The organism is Ruegeria marisflavi, from assembly GCF_025673445.1.
Classification (GTDB): Bacteria; Pseudomonadota; Alphaproteobacteria; order Rhodobacterales; family Rhodobacteraceae; genus Ruegeria_B; species Ruegeria_B marisflavi.
The window spans coordinates 16,248-31,287 of record NZ_JAOVQN010000006.1 but is presented as its reverse complement, the minus strand read 5'-3'; the positions used below and the strand labels follow the sequence as shown (position 1 = coordinate 31,287).

The 15,040-nt window shown below is 63.9% G+C and carries 19 protein-coding genes; 7 read left to right on the top strand and 12 right to left on the bottom strand.

Annotated features, from left to right (window positions below):
• Positions 1-118: 118 nt before the first annotated feature.
• Entirely contained in the window at positions 119-946 is an 828-nt protein-coding gene (locus OEZ49_RS07710) for a bifunctional allantoicase/(S)-ureidoglycine aminohydrolase (protein WP_263387762.1), read from the bottom strand.
• A gap of 181 nt (positions 947-1,127) precedes the next feature.
• On the opposite strand from OEZ49_RS07710, the gene OEZ49_RS07705 reads away from it, so the two are divergent.
• The 3 genes from OEZ49_RS07705 (at position 1,128) to truA (ending at position 3,286) form a co-directional block, all read left to right on the top strand.
• Positions 1,128-1,481: a hypothetical protein gene (locus tag OEZ49_RS07705; protein WP_263387761.1), complete on the top strand. Its 354-nt coding sequence runs from the start codon at positions 1,128-1,130 to the stop codon at positions 1,479-1,481.
• A gap of 275 nt (positions 1,482-1,756) precedes the next feature.
• A complete protein-coding gene (locus OEZ49_RS07700) occupies positions 1,757-2,152 on the top strand; it encodes a cupin domain-containing protein (RefSeq protein WP_263387760.1) in 396 nt (131 codons plus the stop codon).
• Positions 2,153-2,500: 348 nt separating this feature from the next.
• Positions 2,501-3,286, top strand: a complete 786-nt coding sequence (truA, locus tag OEZ49_RS07695) for a tRNA pseudouridine(38-40) synthase TruA (protein ID WP_263387759.1) — start codon at positions 2,501-2,503, stop codon at positions 3,284-3,286.
• Positions 3,287-3,344: 58 nt separating this feature from the next.
• Here truA and OEZ49_RS07690 read toward each other — a convergent pair whose 3' ends face one another.
• Complete coding sequence (locus OEZ49_RS07690; protein WP_164128920.1) at positions 3,345-3,887, bottom strand: carboxymuconolactone decarboxylase family protein; 543 nt, start codon at positions 3,885-3,887, stop codon at positions 3,345-3,347.
• Positions 3,888-4,365: 478 nt separating this feature from the next.
• On the opposite strand from OEZ49_RS07690, the gene OEZ49_RS07685 reads away from it, so the two are divergent.
• Positions 4,366-4,755, top strand: coding sequence for a VOC family protein (locus OEZ49_RS07685; protein WP_263387758.1), 390 nt, complete (start codon positions 4,366-4,368; stop codon positions 4,753-4,755).
• Positions 4,756-4,798: 43 nt separating this feature from the next.
• Here OEZ49_RS07685 and OEZ49_RS07680 read toward each other — a convergent pair whose 3' ends face one another.
• From OEZ49_RS07680 to OEZ49_RS07665, 4 genes are read right to left on the bottom strand one after another with little or no spacing between them, the layout of a single operon-like run.
• Positions 4,799-5,716, bottom strand: coding sequence for a nickel/cobalt transporter (locus OEZ49_RS07680; RefSeq protein WP_263387757.1), 918 nt, complete (start codon positions 5,714-5,716; stop codon positions 4,799-4,801).
• On the bottom strand, positions 5,701-6,435 hold the full coding sequence (locus tag OEZ49_RS07675) for a DUF1007 family protein (protein WP_317853161.1): 735 nt from the start codon (positions 6,433-6,435) through the stop codon (positions 5,701-5,703). The genes OEZ49_RS07680 and OEZ49_RS07675 overlap by 16 nt, the downstream gene beginning before the upstream one ends.
• The gene (locus OEZ49_RS07670; RefSeq protein WP_263387756.1) at positions 6,410-7,201 is read right to left on the bottom strand and encodes a thioesterase family protein; all 792 of its coding nucleotides are present in this window, start codon (positions 7,199-7,201) and stop codon (positions 6,410-6,412) included. Before OEZ49_RS07670 ends, OEZ49_RS07675 begins: the two co-directional genes overlap by 26 nt.
• Before the next feature lie 5 nt (positions 7,202-7,206).
• Complete coding sequence (locus OEZ49_RS07665) at positions 7,207-8,442, bottom strand: acyl-CoA dehydrogenase family protein (RefSeq protein WP_263387879.1); 1,236 nt, start codon at positions 8,440-8,442, stop codon at positions 7,207-7,209.
• A gap of 132 nt (positions 8,443-8,574) precedes the next feature.
• On the opposite strand from OEZ49_RS07665, the gene OEZ49_RS07660 reads away from it, so the two are divergent.
• Positions 8,575-9,510, top strand: a complete 936-nt coding sequence (locus tag OEZ49_RS07660; protein WP_263387755.1) for a 2-hydroxyacid dehydrogenase — start codon at positions 8,575-8,577, stop codon at positions 9,508-9,510.
• A gap of 201 nt (positions 9,511-9,711) precedes the next feature.
• Here OEZ49_RS07660 and OEZ49_RS07655 read toward each other — a convergent pair whose 3' ends face one another.
• Positions 9,712-9,834: a hypothetical protein gene (locus OEZ49_RS07655; RefSeq protein WP_263387754.1), complete on the bottom strand. Its 123-nt coding sequence runs from the start codon at positions 9,832-9,834 to the stop codon at positions 9,712-9,714.
• Between OEZ49_RS07655 and OEZ49_RS23035 the strand changes: the two genes are divergently transcribed.
• Positions 9,787-10,269 (top strand): IS110 family transposase, encoded by a 483-nt coding sequence (locus OEZ49_RS23035; protein WP_397545653.1) that lies wholly within the window; start codon positions 9,787-9,789, stop codon positions 10,267-10,269. The genes OEZ49_RS07655 and OEZ49_RS23035 overlap by 48 nt on opposite strands.
• Entirely contained in the window at positions 10,160-10,660 is a 501-nt protein-coding gene (locus OEZ49_RS07650; protein ID WP_263387753.1) for a transposase, read from the top strand. Before OEZ49_RS23035 ends, OEZ49_RS07650 begins: the two co-directional genes overlap by 110 nt.
• A 12-nt stretch (positions 10,661-10,672) precedes the next feature.
• On the opposite strand, the gene yghX is transcribed toward OEZ49_RS07650, so the two are convergent.
• From yghX to OEZ49_RS07625, 5 genes are all read right to left on the bottom strand, one after another.
• The gene (gene yghX, locus OEZ49_RS07645; protein WP_263387752.1) at positions 10,673-11,569 is read right to left on the bottom strand and encodes a YghX family hydrolase; all 897 of its coding nucleotides are present in this window, start codon (positions 11,567-11,569) and stop codon (positions 10,673-10,675) included.
• Between the two features lie 75 nt (positions 11,570-11,644).
• Positions 11,645-12,004, bottom strand: a complete 360-nt coding sequence (gene gcvH, locus OEZ49_RS07640) for a glycine cleavage system protein GcvH (protein WP_263387751.1) — start codon at positions 12,002-12,004, stop codon at positions 11,645-11,647.
• A 176-nt stretch (positions 12,005-12,180) separates the two neighbouring features.
• On the bottom strand, positions 12,181-13,173 hold the full coding sequence (locus OEZ49_RS07635) for an ABC transporter ATP-binding protein (protein WP_263387750.1): 993 nt from the start codon (positions 13,171-13,173) through the stop codon (positions 12,181-12,183).
• Entirely contained in the window at positions 13,170-14,204 is a 1,035-nt protein-coding gene (locus OEZ49_RS07630) for a Gfo/Idh/MocA family protein (RefSeq protein ID WP_263387749.1), read from the bottom strand. Before OEZ49_RS07630 ends, OEZ49_RS07635 begins: the two co-directional genes overlap by 4 nt.
• Positions 14,201-15,040, bottom strand: a complete 840-nt coding sequence (locus tag OEZ49_RS07625) for a carbohydrate ABC transporter permease (RefSeq protein ID WP_164132892.1) — start codon at positions 15,038-15,040, stop codon at positions 14,201-14,203. Before OEZ49_RS07625 ends, OEZ49_RS07630 begins: the two co-directional genes overlap by 4 nt.

The following is a 15,040-nucleotide window of genomic DNA, read 5'->3' as shown; positions in this document are numbered from 1 at the left end:
TTCCGATTTTCCGTGGCGTCAGAGGGGGCGGCGAACAGGTCACAAAAAACCCTGAATGTCGCGAGACCTTCAGGGTACTTGAGCTTGACCGGAAAAACCAGCGTTGGTGGGAACCGTCCTACCGGCGCGGCAATGCCATGTGCCGGTTCACGTCCTTGTAGAGCAGGTAGCGGAACCGCCCCGGACCACCCGCGTAACACGCCTGCGGGCAGAAGGCGCGCAGCCACATGTAATCGCCCGCCTCGACCTCGACCCAGTCCTGGTTCAGCCGGTAGACCGCCTTGCCCTCCAGCACGTAAAGCCCGTGTTCCATCACATGGGTCTCGGCAAAGGGGATCACGCCGCCGGGCAGGAAGTTGACAATGTTGACATGCATGTCGTGGCGCAGGTCCTCGGGGTCGGTAAAGCGCGTGGTCGACCAGCGCCCCTCGGTACCCGGCATCTCGCGCGGGGCGACATCCTGCTCGCGGGTGACAAAGGGTTCAGGCCGGTCGATCCCCTCGACCGCCTCGTATGCCTTGCGGATCCAGTGGAACCGCGCCGCAGGCCCCGCATGGTTGCGCAGATGCCAGTCACAGCCGGCGGGCAGATAGGCATATCCACCCGGCTCCATCACGTGATCGGTGCCCGCGATGGTCAGCGTCACCGCGCCCTCGACGACAAACAGCACCCCTTGCGCGCCGGGATCGGTCTCAGGCCGGATGCTGCCGCCGCCGGGCTGCACCTCCATGATGTAATGCGAGAAAGTCTCGGCAAACCCGCTCAGCGGTCGCGCCAGCACCCAGACCCGCGTCTTGTCCCAGAACGGCAGGAAACTGGTGACGATGTCGCGCATCGTGCCCTTGGGAATCACCGCATAGGCGGTGGTGAACATCGCCCGGTCGGTCAAAAGCTGCTCTTGCCCCGGATGTCCGCCCTGGGGCGCGTAATAGGTGGGATGTGCCATCTGTGCCTCGTACCTGTGTTACCCAGCAATCTGGGACAAGCATTCCCCCGGTCCTAGGGCAAAAGACCCGATAGGTTCCTTCGGGATATTTTGAAGATACCCGGGACAGTTCGGCGCCTTGGTCTGGGCCGCTTTGGCGTGTAACGATGGGCGAAAGACCTGAACCGATTTCGAGGACCAGATGAGACGCGCCTTCCTTTTTCTGCTGACCGCCACCGCCCTGAGCCTTGCCGCTACCGCCGATGCCAAGCCGTTGTCGCGCATCATTGCCGAGATTGGCCTCTCGCCAGAGGATTTTCAGCTGATGGGTGCAGCCTCGCGACAGCTGGTGGTCGATGACCGCCCCGTGGTGGGGCGCGAAGTGACCTGGGAAAACGCCGGAACCGACTCGCGCGGCGCGGTGCGGGTGGACGCGGTACAGGGCGAGTGCGCGGTGCTCCACCACACCATTCACCCGGCCGGAGCGGCGCAGGCCAAGCTGATCGGCACCCGGCTGTGCAAGGGGGCGGACGGGGGGTGGATGCTGACGCCGTAGAGGGCAGACCCTTCACCACTATCTCCGCGAAAGGCTGCTGGTGATCATTCGGATCTTTCCCGGCATATGCACACTTCCAGCCAGAGCCGAAACTCGTGCGCGGTCTCGCTGGGCATGATATCTTTCCAAGAGTGAGAGTTCTTTCCGGTACTCGGGGGGAGGCACCCGGAAAATACCAACCGCCATCCCTAGTTCAGGGGTGCAGGGGTGATGAAAGGAGCCTGGCCGGGTCGAATGCAGCGGGCCAGTTCCGCCCGCCCAAGGGAGGTGTTGGCATGGATTTGATCGATCATGACAATCAAGCCTGTCTCGACTGGCGTCCAGGTGTCTCGACACGCATGCGCGTCTCGGCCCTGACAGGCGCTTCCGCCCTTTCCATTTTCGAACAATGGCGTGAGCCGGGACGAGGGGCTCCGACCCACTGGCATCCAGTGCAGGAGGCCCTGACGGTGCTTTCAGGTGAGGCGGAGATCTGGTTCGAAGGGGAACGGCTTCAGGCAAGGGTCGGCCATTCGGCACTGATACCCGCAACACGACGTCATGGTTTCCGCAATGTCGGCGACGGTCAGCTGCACATGCTGGCAATCCTCGCCGCCCCAATATTCGAAGCCCATTTCGACGACAGCCAAGACATCATACGGCGCTGGATACCGGGACCGGAGAGAAGCTGACCCGGTATGCAAACCCGCCGCGACCAATCCGGATCCGTCGCACGGATCTTGGTAAACCTGAATGACCCCCAGGGCGATGGCCGCCGTAAATGTTTCACTGCGCCGCATCTCACGGTCCACCTGACTAGGCCCGAGCAGGCCACGCCGACCGGCATCTGCCTGAGCAAACGGGCAGGCGGCGCTTGGCGGCTGATCTCCTGACACGGCCGGGGTGCCCTGGCCGCTGCGCTGTTCTTGAAAGGCTCTGCCGCTTCATTTCGCCTGAAATACTCCGGGGGAGACGCCGTCAGGCGACGGGGGCAACGCCCCCCACTGGACAGGGCGGCGCCCGCGCGATACCAGCGCGCCATGCCCAGATACGCGTTGAAAGTCGAATACCATGGCGCCCCCTTTGCCGGTTGGCAAAGGCAGAAAGAGCTGCCTTCGGTTCAGGGCGCCATCGAGGACGCGTTGGCCCGGCTGGAGCCGGGACCGCACACGATTGCCGCCGCCGGGCGCACAGATGCAGGGGTGCATGGGCTGGGCCAGGTCGCCCATTGCGACATGTCCAAGGACTGGGATCCGTTCCGCCTGTCCGAGGCGCTGAACTGGCATCTGAAGCCGTTGCCGGTGGCGATCGTCGCGGCGGCGCGGGTGGCGGATGACTGGCATGCCCGCTTCTCGGCCACTGAGCGGCAGTATCTGTTCCGCCTGCTGATGCGGCGCGCACCGGCGACGCATGATGCCGGACTGCTCTGGCAGGTGGGTCACCGCCTGGACGCCGCCGCCATGCAGGCGGCCGCCGATCTGCTGGTCGGGCGGCATGATTTCACCACCTTCCGCTCGTCGATCTGCCAGGCGGCCAGCCCGGTCAAGACACTGGACGAATTGCGTGTCGAAGAGGTGGAAAGTTTCTCGGGTTCCGAGATCCGCTTTCACGTGCGGGCGCGTTCGTTCCTGCACAACCAGGTGCGCAGTTTCGTCGGCACGCTCGAACGGGTGGGGGCAGGGGCCTGGAGCCCTGATCAGGTGCGCGCCGCGCTTGCGGCCCGCGACCGCGCCGCCTGCGGCCCCGTCTGCCCGCCCCAAGGCCTCTATCTGGCGCGGGTGGGCTATCCGGAACCGGTCTTCGAGAACGCCAGGGTCCTGAGCTGAATTCCCGTCACAACAGTGAGGGGGCGGCCCGGTCCAAAAGGGGCCGGGCCGCCGCCTGTCATGCGGCCTTGGCGCTGCGGACGGGGAAGTCGATATCGGTGCCCGCGACATGGTTGAGGTAGTTGGTGAAGATATTCGCCACCACATTCGCCGTGGTCTCGACGATATCCGCCTCGGTCAGCCCGGCGTCTTTCGCCGCTTTCAGTTCCGCGTCCGACACCTGGCCCCGGGTGGCCACGATCGCGGCGGCAAGGGTCAGGATGGCCGCGGTGCGCGGGTCGTCCGAGCGACCGGCCAGATGCGCATCGATGGTGTCCTGCGCGACCTTGAGACCCGCCGAGATCGCGGCATGGGCCGAGGCGCAGTAGTCGCAGGCATTCGCACCGGCAACGGTGAGCGCGATCGCCTCGCGGGTGCGGGCATCAAAGGCGCCACCGCCCAGTGCCTCGCTCAGGCCGAGCATCCCGGACAGGACCGCGGGCTGATTGCCCGCCACACGATAGAGGTTCGGCACCATGCCGATCTTGCCCTTGATGGCGGCAAAGAGGGTTGCCGCCTCGGGGCTTGCGGCGGTGTCGGAGAGTTGGGTGAGACGTGCCATGAAATCGTCCTTTCACTTGGCAGGGGAGGTGTACCGGAACCGGACCGCCCGGACATGCCGGGACCGATCCCACCGGGGAAAGGCGCTGGTATCGGACAGCATGATGAGGGGTCTTCCTTGAGATGCCCGCAATAGAGGGCCGGTTGCCGTGATGCCAAGATAGGGTGGCGAACCTGAACGTTGTATGCCTGATTGTTCAAAAAAATGTGTAGATCGTTCAAACTCCTGTATCTCTGGCATGAAATCGAAGCCCGCCGAGCCGGTTCTCGGGTTTCTGGGGCGGCTGCCGCCGGAAGGACAAGCGATCACCGGACGATCCGGCAGAAACTCCGGACGCCCGGGCATTCAACCGGCCGACGTCCTGGGGCAGTTGGGGGATGCGGATGCCCTGAAACCAGGGCAGCGCGCGGCGGGGCTGCGGCCGGGATACCGGCGCCGCCTTTGGCCGATGGACAGCAGAAGTTTGGAAAGGACACATATGACCACGATAGATCACCTGAGCCTTGGCGTTCCCGATGTACCGGCGGCGCAAGAGTTCTATACCGGGTTTCTAGCAACCCTCGGGATCAACTGCCTCGCCTCGGGCGTGGGTTTTGCCGCCTTTGGCAGGGACCGGGTTGCGTTCCTCTTGCTTTCGCCCTTTGACGGTGGACCGGCCAGCGACGGCAACGGCGCGCATGTGGCCTTTGCCGCTCCCAGCCGCGAGGCGGTATCGGCGGGCCATGCCGCGGGGCTTGCGGCCGGGGCAACGGACGAAGGCGCACCGGGCGTGCGTAAAGCCTATCCGATGCCGGATGTCTTTGCCGCCTATCTGCGCGATCCCTGGGGCAACAAGCTGGAAATCGTGCACGGCGGATTTTCGGGGTAAAACCGGTGCGGCGCGGGATCCGCGCCGCGCGGGCCTGCGGGCATCAGATCGCGCGCAGGAACAGACCGCCCGCGATGGTCGCAACCACCAGCCCGGCTGCCAGTTCGACCATCGGCAGCGCGACCCCCGCCACCCGCCAGGCCGAGGCCGCGCCCACCAGCCCGCCGCGCAGCCCGGCCGAGGCGAGGCCCACTCCGATGGTGACACTGGCCGTCCCCAGCGCCATGGCAAAGGCGCCTGCGATACCGGCGCCGGCGATCCCCATCTGCCAGGTCAGGATCAGCACGAAAAGCGCCCCGGTACAGGGGCGCGCGGCGATGCTGGCGATCAGGATCAGCGCCTCGCGCAGGGTTCCGGCCTGTTCGATCTCGGCCAGGTCCGGGCCATGCCTGTGACCGCATTGGGCACAGGTGTCGCCACCGTGATGGTGATGGTGGTCGTGATGAGCGTCAGGGTCGCGGCCCCGACGGGCCGCCGCCAGCCGCCGCACCCCACGCCAGACCAGCCAGAACCCGATCAGCGCGATGGCCGCATAGCTGACCGGGGCCATTACCTGCTCGGTCACGCCGACCAGATGCTGGCGCGACAGGTTGAACACCGCCACACCCGCATAGACCAGCACCACCGCCGTCACCGCCTGCCCAAGGCTGGCAGCCAGCCCGATCAGCGTAAGCCGCATCACCGGCACCCGGCGGCCCAGCCCATAGCCGCCGATCAGCACCTTGCCGTGCCCCGGGCCGACCGCGTGAAAGAACCCATAGGCGAAACAGACCGACAAGAGCAGCGCCAGCGCCCCGGCCTGCCCGCCGCGCAGCCCCCGCAGCGCCTGGGCGATCTGGTTCTGAAAGGCGCGCTGTTCGCCCGCCGCCCACAGCGCCAGCTGGTCAAAGCCGCCGCTGGCCCAGAACAGACCCAACGCCACCAGCGCCAAGCCTGTGGGAATGATCACGAGCCGGGGCATGTCACCCGGATCTCGGTTGCGAATTCGGCCCCCATCAGGGGAATGTCCATCTCTTCAAGGTCGGCATCGGCGTCGATGCGCAACAGCATCTGCTGCATCTGCGCCAGTTGCCCGTCGATATCCGGCTCGAACCGCTCCAGCCTGCAATCGTCGCGCCCGGTCAGGGTGACGGGCTGGGCAACCTCATAGGCGGTGTAATAGGTCTCGTCATAGGGTTTGATGGACAGCGCCGCGCCGTCCAGCCGGGGAGAGCCGCTCACCGACCGCAGATGCGTTGTCACGATCCGCCCGGCCTCGGTGGTGGCGGTGGGCTCAAGCGGGCCGGAAAGCTCCAGCGCCATATCCCCCAGCCGCATGTCGAGATCGCCGGTAAAACCTTCGATCCACTGTGCGTCGAACCCGCTCAACTGCGCCTGTTCCTCAGGCGTCAGTACCCCATCGCCATCGGGGTCAAGGCCCATATCCTCAAGGATCAGCAGCGAATAGAAATCGTCATAGGCCCAGGTGACGCGTACATGGCTCAGCCGCCCTTCGGTGTCAAAGATCAGCTCGAACCCGGTGTCGACAAAGACATGCGGATGCGCCGCAAGCGACGCGGGAAACAGGGTCGAGAGAAGCAAGGCAATCCGGCGCATGGCCGGACGATAGGGCGCGGGCGCGGGGCTGGCAATCCGGGCGCGCGCGGCGTTGGCGCTATTTCGCCATCGGGTGCAGGACAATGGTCTGAAGCGCCATGCCGACAGGCCCGACCACATCATAGAGCACCGCTTGCGACATGCCGACGCCATTGGGCTGCCAATGCGACACCGCCTGCGCCGCGAACCAGTCTCCCTGCGGCTCGCGGTGGATTTGCAGGGTCAAATCGGTGTTCATGAAGCCAAACCGCACCGGCGGCTCGTTCCAGGAAATGCCGTTGCCGCAATCGGCCAGCGGACAGATCGCCTGAATGGGCGAGGGCGCCTCGTCCGCCAGCAGATGCGGCGCCTTCATCCAGACGGTTTTCGGCCCCGGACCCAGGTCTTCGCCCCGGGGATAGGCCATCTCGATGAACTGGCCAAAGGCGGGCCTGTCATGCAGCTTGCCCACCAAGAGCGGCTCCCCCCTCTCGGCCTCGCCGAAATCGGGCCCGGCAACATCCGCCGTCGGAACGTCGCCCAGGTCCTTGCGAACGAGGTGCATCGAGGTGCCGGACAGGCACAGCGTGCCATGAGTGTCATGCACCGCAACCCGCGTCGTGGTCAGCGTGCGGCTGTCGCGCTGCACTTCGACCGAGACCCGCAGGCCGGACAGCGGCAGGGGCCGCAGCACATCAAGCGTCAACCGCGTCAGCATCTTTCCCGGCCCGGCGGCACCCTCGGCGGCGCGCACGACAAGGCCGGTAACCGGCCCCGCGTGGCAGTGATCGGGAGACCATGGCCCGCGCGCCGGATCTTTACCCACGAACAGCCCCGGTTCGGTTTGAGTAAAATAGACCGGGGCCGTCACGCGTGTCAGACCTTTTCCTGCGTGTATTTCTTCAGCTCGGTCCGGGCGATCTGGCGCCGGTGCACCGCGTCGGGACCATCGGCAAAGCGCAAGGTGCGCTGGCCGGTCCAGGCCGCGGCCAGCGGCGTGTCCTGGCTGATGCCCTGACCGCCATGCATCTGCATCGCCTCGTCGATTACCTTGAGCGAGACGCGCGGCGCCACCACCTTGATCTGGCTGATCCAGGGGGCCGCAGCCCTTGCATCGCCCTGATCCATCATCCAGGCGGCCTTGAGGCACAACAGACGCGCCATCTCGATATCCATCCGGCACTCGGCGATGATGTCGTAATTGGCGCCCAGATGCGCCAGCTTCTTGCCGAACGCCTCTTTCGCCAGCGCCCGTTTGCACATGCGCTCCAGCGCGATCTCGGCTTGACCGATCGAACGCATGCAATGGTGGATGCGGCCCGGCCCAAGCCGACCCTGTGCGATCTCGAACCCGCGCCCTTCGCCCATCAGGATATTCTCGGCCGGCACCCGCACATTGGTGAACCGGATATGCATGTGACCATGCGGTGCGTCATCGTGGCCGAACACTAGCATCGGGCGCAGCACCTCGATGCCTTCGGTCCCTGCGGGCACCACGATCATCGAATGGCGCTGGTGCTTGGGCGTATCCTCGTCCCCGGTCTTGACCATCACGATATAGACCTTGCAGCGCGGATCGCCTGCGCCCGAGGCCCAGTACTTCTCGCCGTTCAGCACATAATCGTCCCCGTTGCGCACGCAGGACATCGAGATATTGGTGGCATCCGAACTGGCGACATCGGGTTCGGTCATCAGATAGGCAGAGCGGATCTGACCATCCAGCAGCGGCTCCAACCACTGCTTCTTCATCTTCTCGCTGCCGTAGCGCTCGAACACTTCCATGTTGCCGGTATCGGGCGCGGAACAGTTGAACACCTCGGCGCCCAGCGGGGTCTTGCCCATCTCCTCGGCGAAATAGGCATATTCGACGGTCGACAGGCCAAAGCCCCGCTCGCTGTCGGTCAGCCAGAAGTTCCACAGACCGGCGGCCTTGGCCTTGGCCTTCAGCCCTTCCAGTATCTCGGTCTGGCGGTCGGTATACTGCCAGCGGTCCCCCTTGGCGACCTCGGCATGGTATTCGTCTTCCAGCGGCATGATCTCTTCGCGGATCATGTCGGCGACCCGGCCCAAGAGCTTGCGGTTTTCCTCGCGCATCCCAAAGGACATGTTCATGATGTTTGCCATGGTGCCTCCCATACCCCGACATTCGGGGTTTACCTTGGCTGAAAGGATGACTTAGCTGCCACGGCAAAGTCTAGCGGCGTGACGAAACGTCACCGCGCTGAATGTGAAAGGGAGAGGCGCATGGTCCTGCTGGTCGATACCGGGATATCCGGCTGGATGTCGAACGAAGAGATCGCGGCGCAGTTGCGTGCGCAACTGCCCGGCGCCGATATCCTCACGCCCGAGGGGCTGGGGGATCCGGCGCAGGTGACTATGTTGGCGGTGGCCAACCTGCGCGCCGACTGGCCCGCGCGCCTGCCGAACCTGGCGCTGGTGCAGAAACTGGGGGCAGGGGTCGAAACCATTGTCGCCCATCCCGCCCTGCCGCCGCATGTGCGGGTCACGCGGCTGAAACCCGACGATCCGGCGCGCGAGATCGCCGAATGGTTCCTGGCCTATGTGCTGCGGGCGCATCGCAATCTGGATGCCCACCGCGCCAACCAGGCGCGGGCAACCTGGGTCGATATCGAGCCGAAATATACCCCCGACACGGTGGTCGGCGTGCTGGGACTGGGCCATATCGGCGGGCGCACGGCGCGCATGTTCCGAGATATCGGTTTCCAGGTGCGCGGCTGGTCACGCTCTGCGCGTGACATCGACGGGGTCGATTGCCGCCATGGCGCGGCGGCGCTGCCCGAGATGCTGGGTGAGTGCGACCACGTCTGCGCCATCCTGCCCTCGACCGCCGAGACAAACGGCCTCTTCGACGCCGAACTGCTGGGGGCGATGAAACCGGGCAGCCAGCTGTTGAACGCGGGGCGCGGCACCCTGATCGACGAGGCGGCCCTTCTGGCCGCGCTTGACGCCGGGCGACCGGGCCACGCCGTCCTGGACGTGGTCAGCACCGAGCCGCTGCCCAAGGGCAACCCGCTCTGGTCGCATCCAGGCGTCACGCTCACCCCGCATATCTCGGGCTGGCACCTGGGCGACGCGATGAAGGACGTGGCCGAAAACTTCCGCCGCCTCGGCGCGGGCGAGGCCCTGCTGCACGAGGTCGACCGCCAGCGGGGCTATTGAGCCTTCTGTATCTCGGTTTTGCTATTCTGGCCCCGTCAGTGACCTTTGCCGAGTTCGCTGACGGGGTGGTGCATGGCGTCTGAGCCTTGTGGCGTGACCACGTTTGTTAGCGAGCCAGCACCGCCTCTCTTCATCATCTCGAACAGTTGAATGTGGCCGGTTAGGACCACGGAGCAGAAGGAAGAGAGCATGGGGATGGTATCAGACCGGGCGATCCTTGGTATAGACGTCAGCCGTGATTGGCTGGATGTTCATTGCCTGCCAGAAGGTGGCAGATTGCGTTTGCCGAACACGGATGAATGGCACCGCGATCTGGCGGAGCATGCTCGATCCGTTGGCGCGCTGGTGGTCTTCGAGGCCACCGGAGGGCAAGAATGGCGACTGTGGGCTGCATTAGACGCAGCTGGCATAGCGACCAGGCAATTGCCTCCAGCGCAGATCAAAGCCTTCGCCGCCAGCAGGGGCACGCGGGCCAGAACAGACCGGATCGATGCGGAACTCATCGCGCGCTTCATGGTCTTCCGACCGGATGCCGGACGAAGCCTGCCGCATGTAAAGTTACGTCTTCTCAGGGCTTTGGCGCTCGAAGCGCGGGCAACTTGTCGAGGCCGGAAAGCGCCTTCTGGCACAAATCAAAGCACATGGGAAATTGAGCACTGCAGACTTGTTCGCGGATATGGACACCGAATTGAAAGGTATTCTGGATCGCTATATCCAACAGCTGGAGGTTCAGATCGAACAGGCTATCGCCTCGGATGACGACTTGGCGACGACCGCCGCCATCTTGCGCTCAGTTCCTGGGATCGATCCTGTTGCCAGCACCATGTTGATCGCGGAAATGCCGGAGCTGGGCCAGATCACGGGAGAGCAGGCCGCTGCACTTACCGGCCTAGCACCGATCGCGCATGACAGTGGCGCGATGCGAGGCAGGCGGGCCATTGGAGGCGGAAGACGACTGCTGCGGCATGTGATGTTCCAGGCGGCCCTTGTTGCAAGCAATCACAATCCGGTTCTGAAGGTCTTCGCCGATCAACTGCGCGCCATAGGAAAACCGCACAAAGTGATCATCACTGCCATCGCCAGAAAACTCGTTACCATCACAAACGCGCTCTGCAAATCGCGTCAGAAATGGTCACCAAAGGCCGCATGAGAGATACAGTGGCTAGGACAGTTCCCGCCCGAAGAACTCCATCGTCCGGGCCCAAGCCAGTTCGGCGGCCTCGGCGTCATAGCGCGGCGTGGTGTCGTTGTGGAACCCGTGGTTCACGTTCGGATAGAAATGCACGGTAAACGCCTTCTGACCCGCGCGCAGCGCCTCGGAATAGGCGGGCCAACCGGCGTTAATCCGGTCATCCAGCCCGGCGTAATGGATCATCAGCGGCGCTTCGATCGCGGGCACGTCCTCGACCGCGGGCTGGCGGCCATAGAACGGGACCGAGGCGGCCAGATCGGGATAGGCCACCGCCAGCGCGTTGCAGACCCCGCCGCCATAGCAGAACCCGACCGCGCCCACCCTGCCGGTCGATCCCTCGTGGTCGCGCAGAAACTCGAAGGCGGCAAAGAAATCCGCCATCAGCTTGGCCGGGTCGAGCATCTTCTGCATTGCCCGGCCCTCGTCATCGGTGCCCGGATAGCCGCCCAGCGGGCTGAGGCCATCGGGGCCAAAGGCAAGATAGCCCGCCTTGGCGCAGCGCCGCACCACATCCTCGATATAGGGGTTCAGGCCACGGTTCTCGTGCACCGCCAGGATCGCGGGCAGCATGCCCGCCGCCTCCGCCGGGCGTGCCATCAGCCCGGTGATCGCGCCGTTGCCCTGCGCGCTGTCATAGGTGACGCGCGCGGTCTCGATCGCCGGATCGTCGGCGGCCACCTGCTGGGCCAGCGCATAGTTGGGCTGCAACTGGTCCAGCAGCATCGCCCCGGTCACTCCGGCGGCGGCATAACGCCCGGCCTGGGTGATGAACTCGCGCTTCGACAGGGTGCCATGCACGTAGCCGTCGAAAATCTCCAGAATGCGCGGATCGAAATCCAGCGCCGTCTTGCGGGGGGCCTGTGCCATTCTGGGAACCTCTGATGCTGAACGGGCAGTCGCAGCATAGCACGAAACCCGGTCAGCCCAGATGAATTGCCCGCGTCAGCCGATGAAATCCTTGTAAGCGGCCTCGTCCATGTAATCATCCATCGGCGACAGGTCGCTGGGCCGCATCTTGAAGAACCAGGCGTCGCCGGTCGGGTCTTCGTTCACCAGGCCGGGATTGTCGGCAAGCGTCTCGTTGACCTCGACGATCTCGCCATCCAGCGGCGCCAGGATATCGGACGCTGCCTTGACCGATTCGATCACCACGATCTCCTCGTCCTTGGTGACCTCGGTACCGACCTCGGGCAGTTCGACAAAAACCACATCGCCCAATTGCTCGGCGGCATAGGCGGTGATGCCGACCACGATCAGATCATCCTCGGACAACAGCCATTCATGTTCTTCGGTATATTTCATCCGGTGTCTTTCCCTGTGAAAAACGTATGGTGGCAGCAAGCCTAGCCCCGGTCCCTGATTGCGGCAATACATCAAATCACCCGATGCTGGCCGTCCCGTCTCGATGCCCCGGTCGTTCCGGGAAATCGGGCGACCCTCAAGTATACCTCAACGGATAAGTTTTATGCGGCGCTGTGTTACAAACGCTGTCCATCGCGGTCGAACGCATAGGTGTTTTCCGGCTTGAACCCCAGGCGCAGGCTTTCGCCCTCGGCCACCTGATGCTGGCCAAAAAGCCGAGCGGTGATCTGATGGTCGTCGAGGCGGGCGATGACATTCGTATCGCCGCCCAGATGCTCGACATGGCGGACCCGCACAGAAAGTGGACCATCATCGGCGATGAACAGATCTTCGGGCCGGATACCCATCGTGCGGCCTTCGCCCGCACCCAAAAGCTCGGCGGGAAAGAAGTTCATCGACGGAGAGCCGAGGAAGCCTGCGACAAACTGGTTGGCGGGATTGTTGTAGAGCTCCATCGGGCTGCCGATCTGCTCGACGCGGCCATCGCGCAGAACAACGATCTTGTCGGCCAGCGTCATGGCCTCGGTCTGGTCATGAGTGACATAGATCATCGAGGCGCCAAGCTGGCTGTGCAGGTTCGCGATCTCGATCCGCGTGTTCATACGCAGCGCCGCGTCGAGGTTCGACAGCGGTTCGTCGAACAGAAACAGCTTGGGCTCGCGCACGATGGCCCGGCCGATGGCCACCCGCTGACGCTGACCGCCGCTCAGTTCGGACGGGTACCGGTCGAGGTAGGGGCCCAGATCCAGCATGTTCGCGGCTTTCTGCACGCGCTCTTCGATGACCGCCTTCGGCTGGCCCTCCTGTTTCAGGGCCAGTGTCATGTTGCCCCGCACGTTGAGATGCGGGTAGAGCGCATAGCTCTGGAACACCATCGCGATGCCGCGCTTGGACGGCGGCGTCAGGTTGACCTGATTGCCCGCAATATGAATCTCGCCCGAGGTCGCATCCTCCAGCCCCGCGATCACCCGCAACAGCGTGGACTTGCCGCAGCCCGATGGCCCGACAAAGACGACGAACTCGCCTTCCTCCACTTCTATGTTGATATCCTTCAGGACATGGATATCCCCAAAGGACTTGTTCACGTTCCTCAGCGACAAGGCGGTCATTTCAGGATCTCCTCAAGCGAAATGGTCTGGCCGCTGCGAATGCTTTCGTCGGCGGCCAGGCAAATGGCGAGCGAGTTTACGGCGTCGCTCATGTGGCGGGTCAGGTCGATGTCTTCGGCAATGGCGCGCAGCATGAAGGCCTGCTCGGCATCGCAAAGCTGTTGATGACCCGGTTCATCGGGCATCTCGATGGTGCGGTCGCCGGCCAGCGTGTGGACAAGGATGCCGCCGACCTTGGTGTGGCCATCAATATCGGCGGAGGCGCCCTTGTTGCCATCCGTGATCGAGACCGCGCCGCGCGGGCTGATGATATCCTTCACAAAAAACGCGGTTTCCGACATCATCGGGCCCCAACCGGCCTCGTACCAGCCGACAGAGCCGTCGGCGAATGTCACCTGGAACTGGCCGTAGTTGTACATGTCCGGGGCAATCTCTTCGGACAGGCGCAGGCCGATGCCATGCACCCGCACCGGCGCGGCATCGGTGATCTGGCACATGACATCGACATAATGCACGCCGCAATCGACGATGGGCGAGGTGGTTTGCATCAACGCCTTGTGGGTCTCCCATTCGGGGCCGGTCGATTGCTGGTTCAGGTTCAGGCGAAAAACATAAGGCCCGCCAAGACCGCGCGCCTCTTCGATCAGGCGAACCCAGGACGGGTGATACCGCAGGATATAGCCAACGACCAGCTTGCGGCCGGTCCGCTGAGCGGTATCCACCACCCGGCTTGCCTCGGCCACCGTCATGGCCAGCGGCTTTTCCACAAATACGTGGCACCCCGCCTCCATCGCGGCAATGGCGTAATCGGCGTGGGTGTCTGTATAGGTGGCGATCACGGCCAGATCAGGCGCGGTTTCGGCCAGCGCCGTCGCGAAATCGTCAAAGACCGGATAGGAACCCAGATCGGGATGATCGACTCGCCCGCTGCGATTGACCAGCCCCACGATCTCGGCATCCGGGTGGGCATGATGCGCCAGCGCATGGCTCAGCCCCATGTTGCCCAGACCGGCAATCAAAACACGCGTCATTTCACCGCTCCCGATGTGATCCCCCGGATCAGTTGGCGCGAGAAGATCACATAGAGGATCAGCACCGGCAGGATCGCCATCGACAGAGCCGACAGCACCGCGTTCCAATCGGTCACAAACTGGCCGATGAACACCTGGCTGCCCAGCGTCAGCGTCTTGGTTTCCTCGGCCGGGGCCAGGATCAGCGGGAACCACAGGTCGTTCCAGATCGGGATCATGTTGAAGACAGCGACCGTCGCCATCGCCGGGCGGACCAGCGGCAGCACGAGCCGGAAGAAAATCGTGTATTCGCTCAACCCGTCGATCCGTCCCGCGTTCTTCAGATCGTCCGAGACCTGCCGCATGAACTCGCTCAGGATGAAAACCGCCAGCGGCAGACCCTGTGCCGTGTAGACCAGGATCAGGGCCCAGAGCGTGTTTACCAGCCCGGTGGCCACCATCATTTCAAGGATCGCAACCGTTCCGATCCGGATCGGGATCATGATGCCAAGCGCCAGGTAAAGCCCCATCAGCATGTTGCCGCGAAAGCGGTATTCGCTGAGCGCATAGGCCGCCATCGCGCCGAAAAGCAGCACAAAGAACAGCGAGGCCACCGTGACGACCATCGAGTTCTGAAAGTAGAGGAAGAAATCCCCCTGCTTCATCACTGTCTCATAGCCGATGGTCGAAAAACTGTCCGCATCCGGCAGTGCAAGCGGCTCGCGAAAGATCGCCTTTCGGGTCTTGAAGCTGTTGATCAGGATCACAAAGACGGGGAACAGCGCGATCAGAGTGTAGAGGATGAGCGCCCCGTGCATCATCACCGTATTGAGCGGATTTGAGCGTGCCTTGTTCAT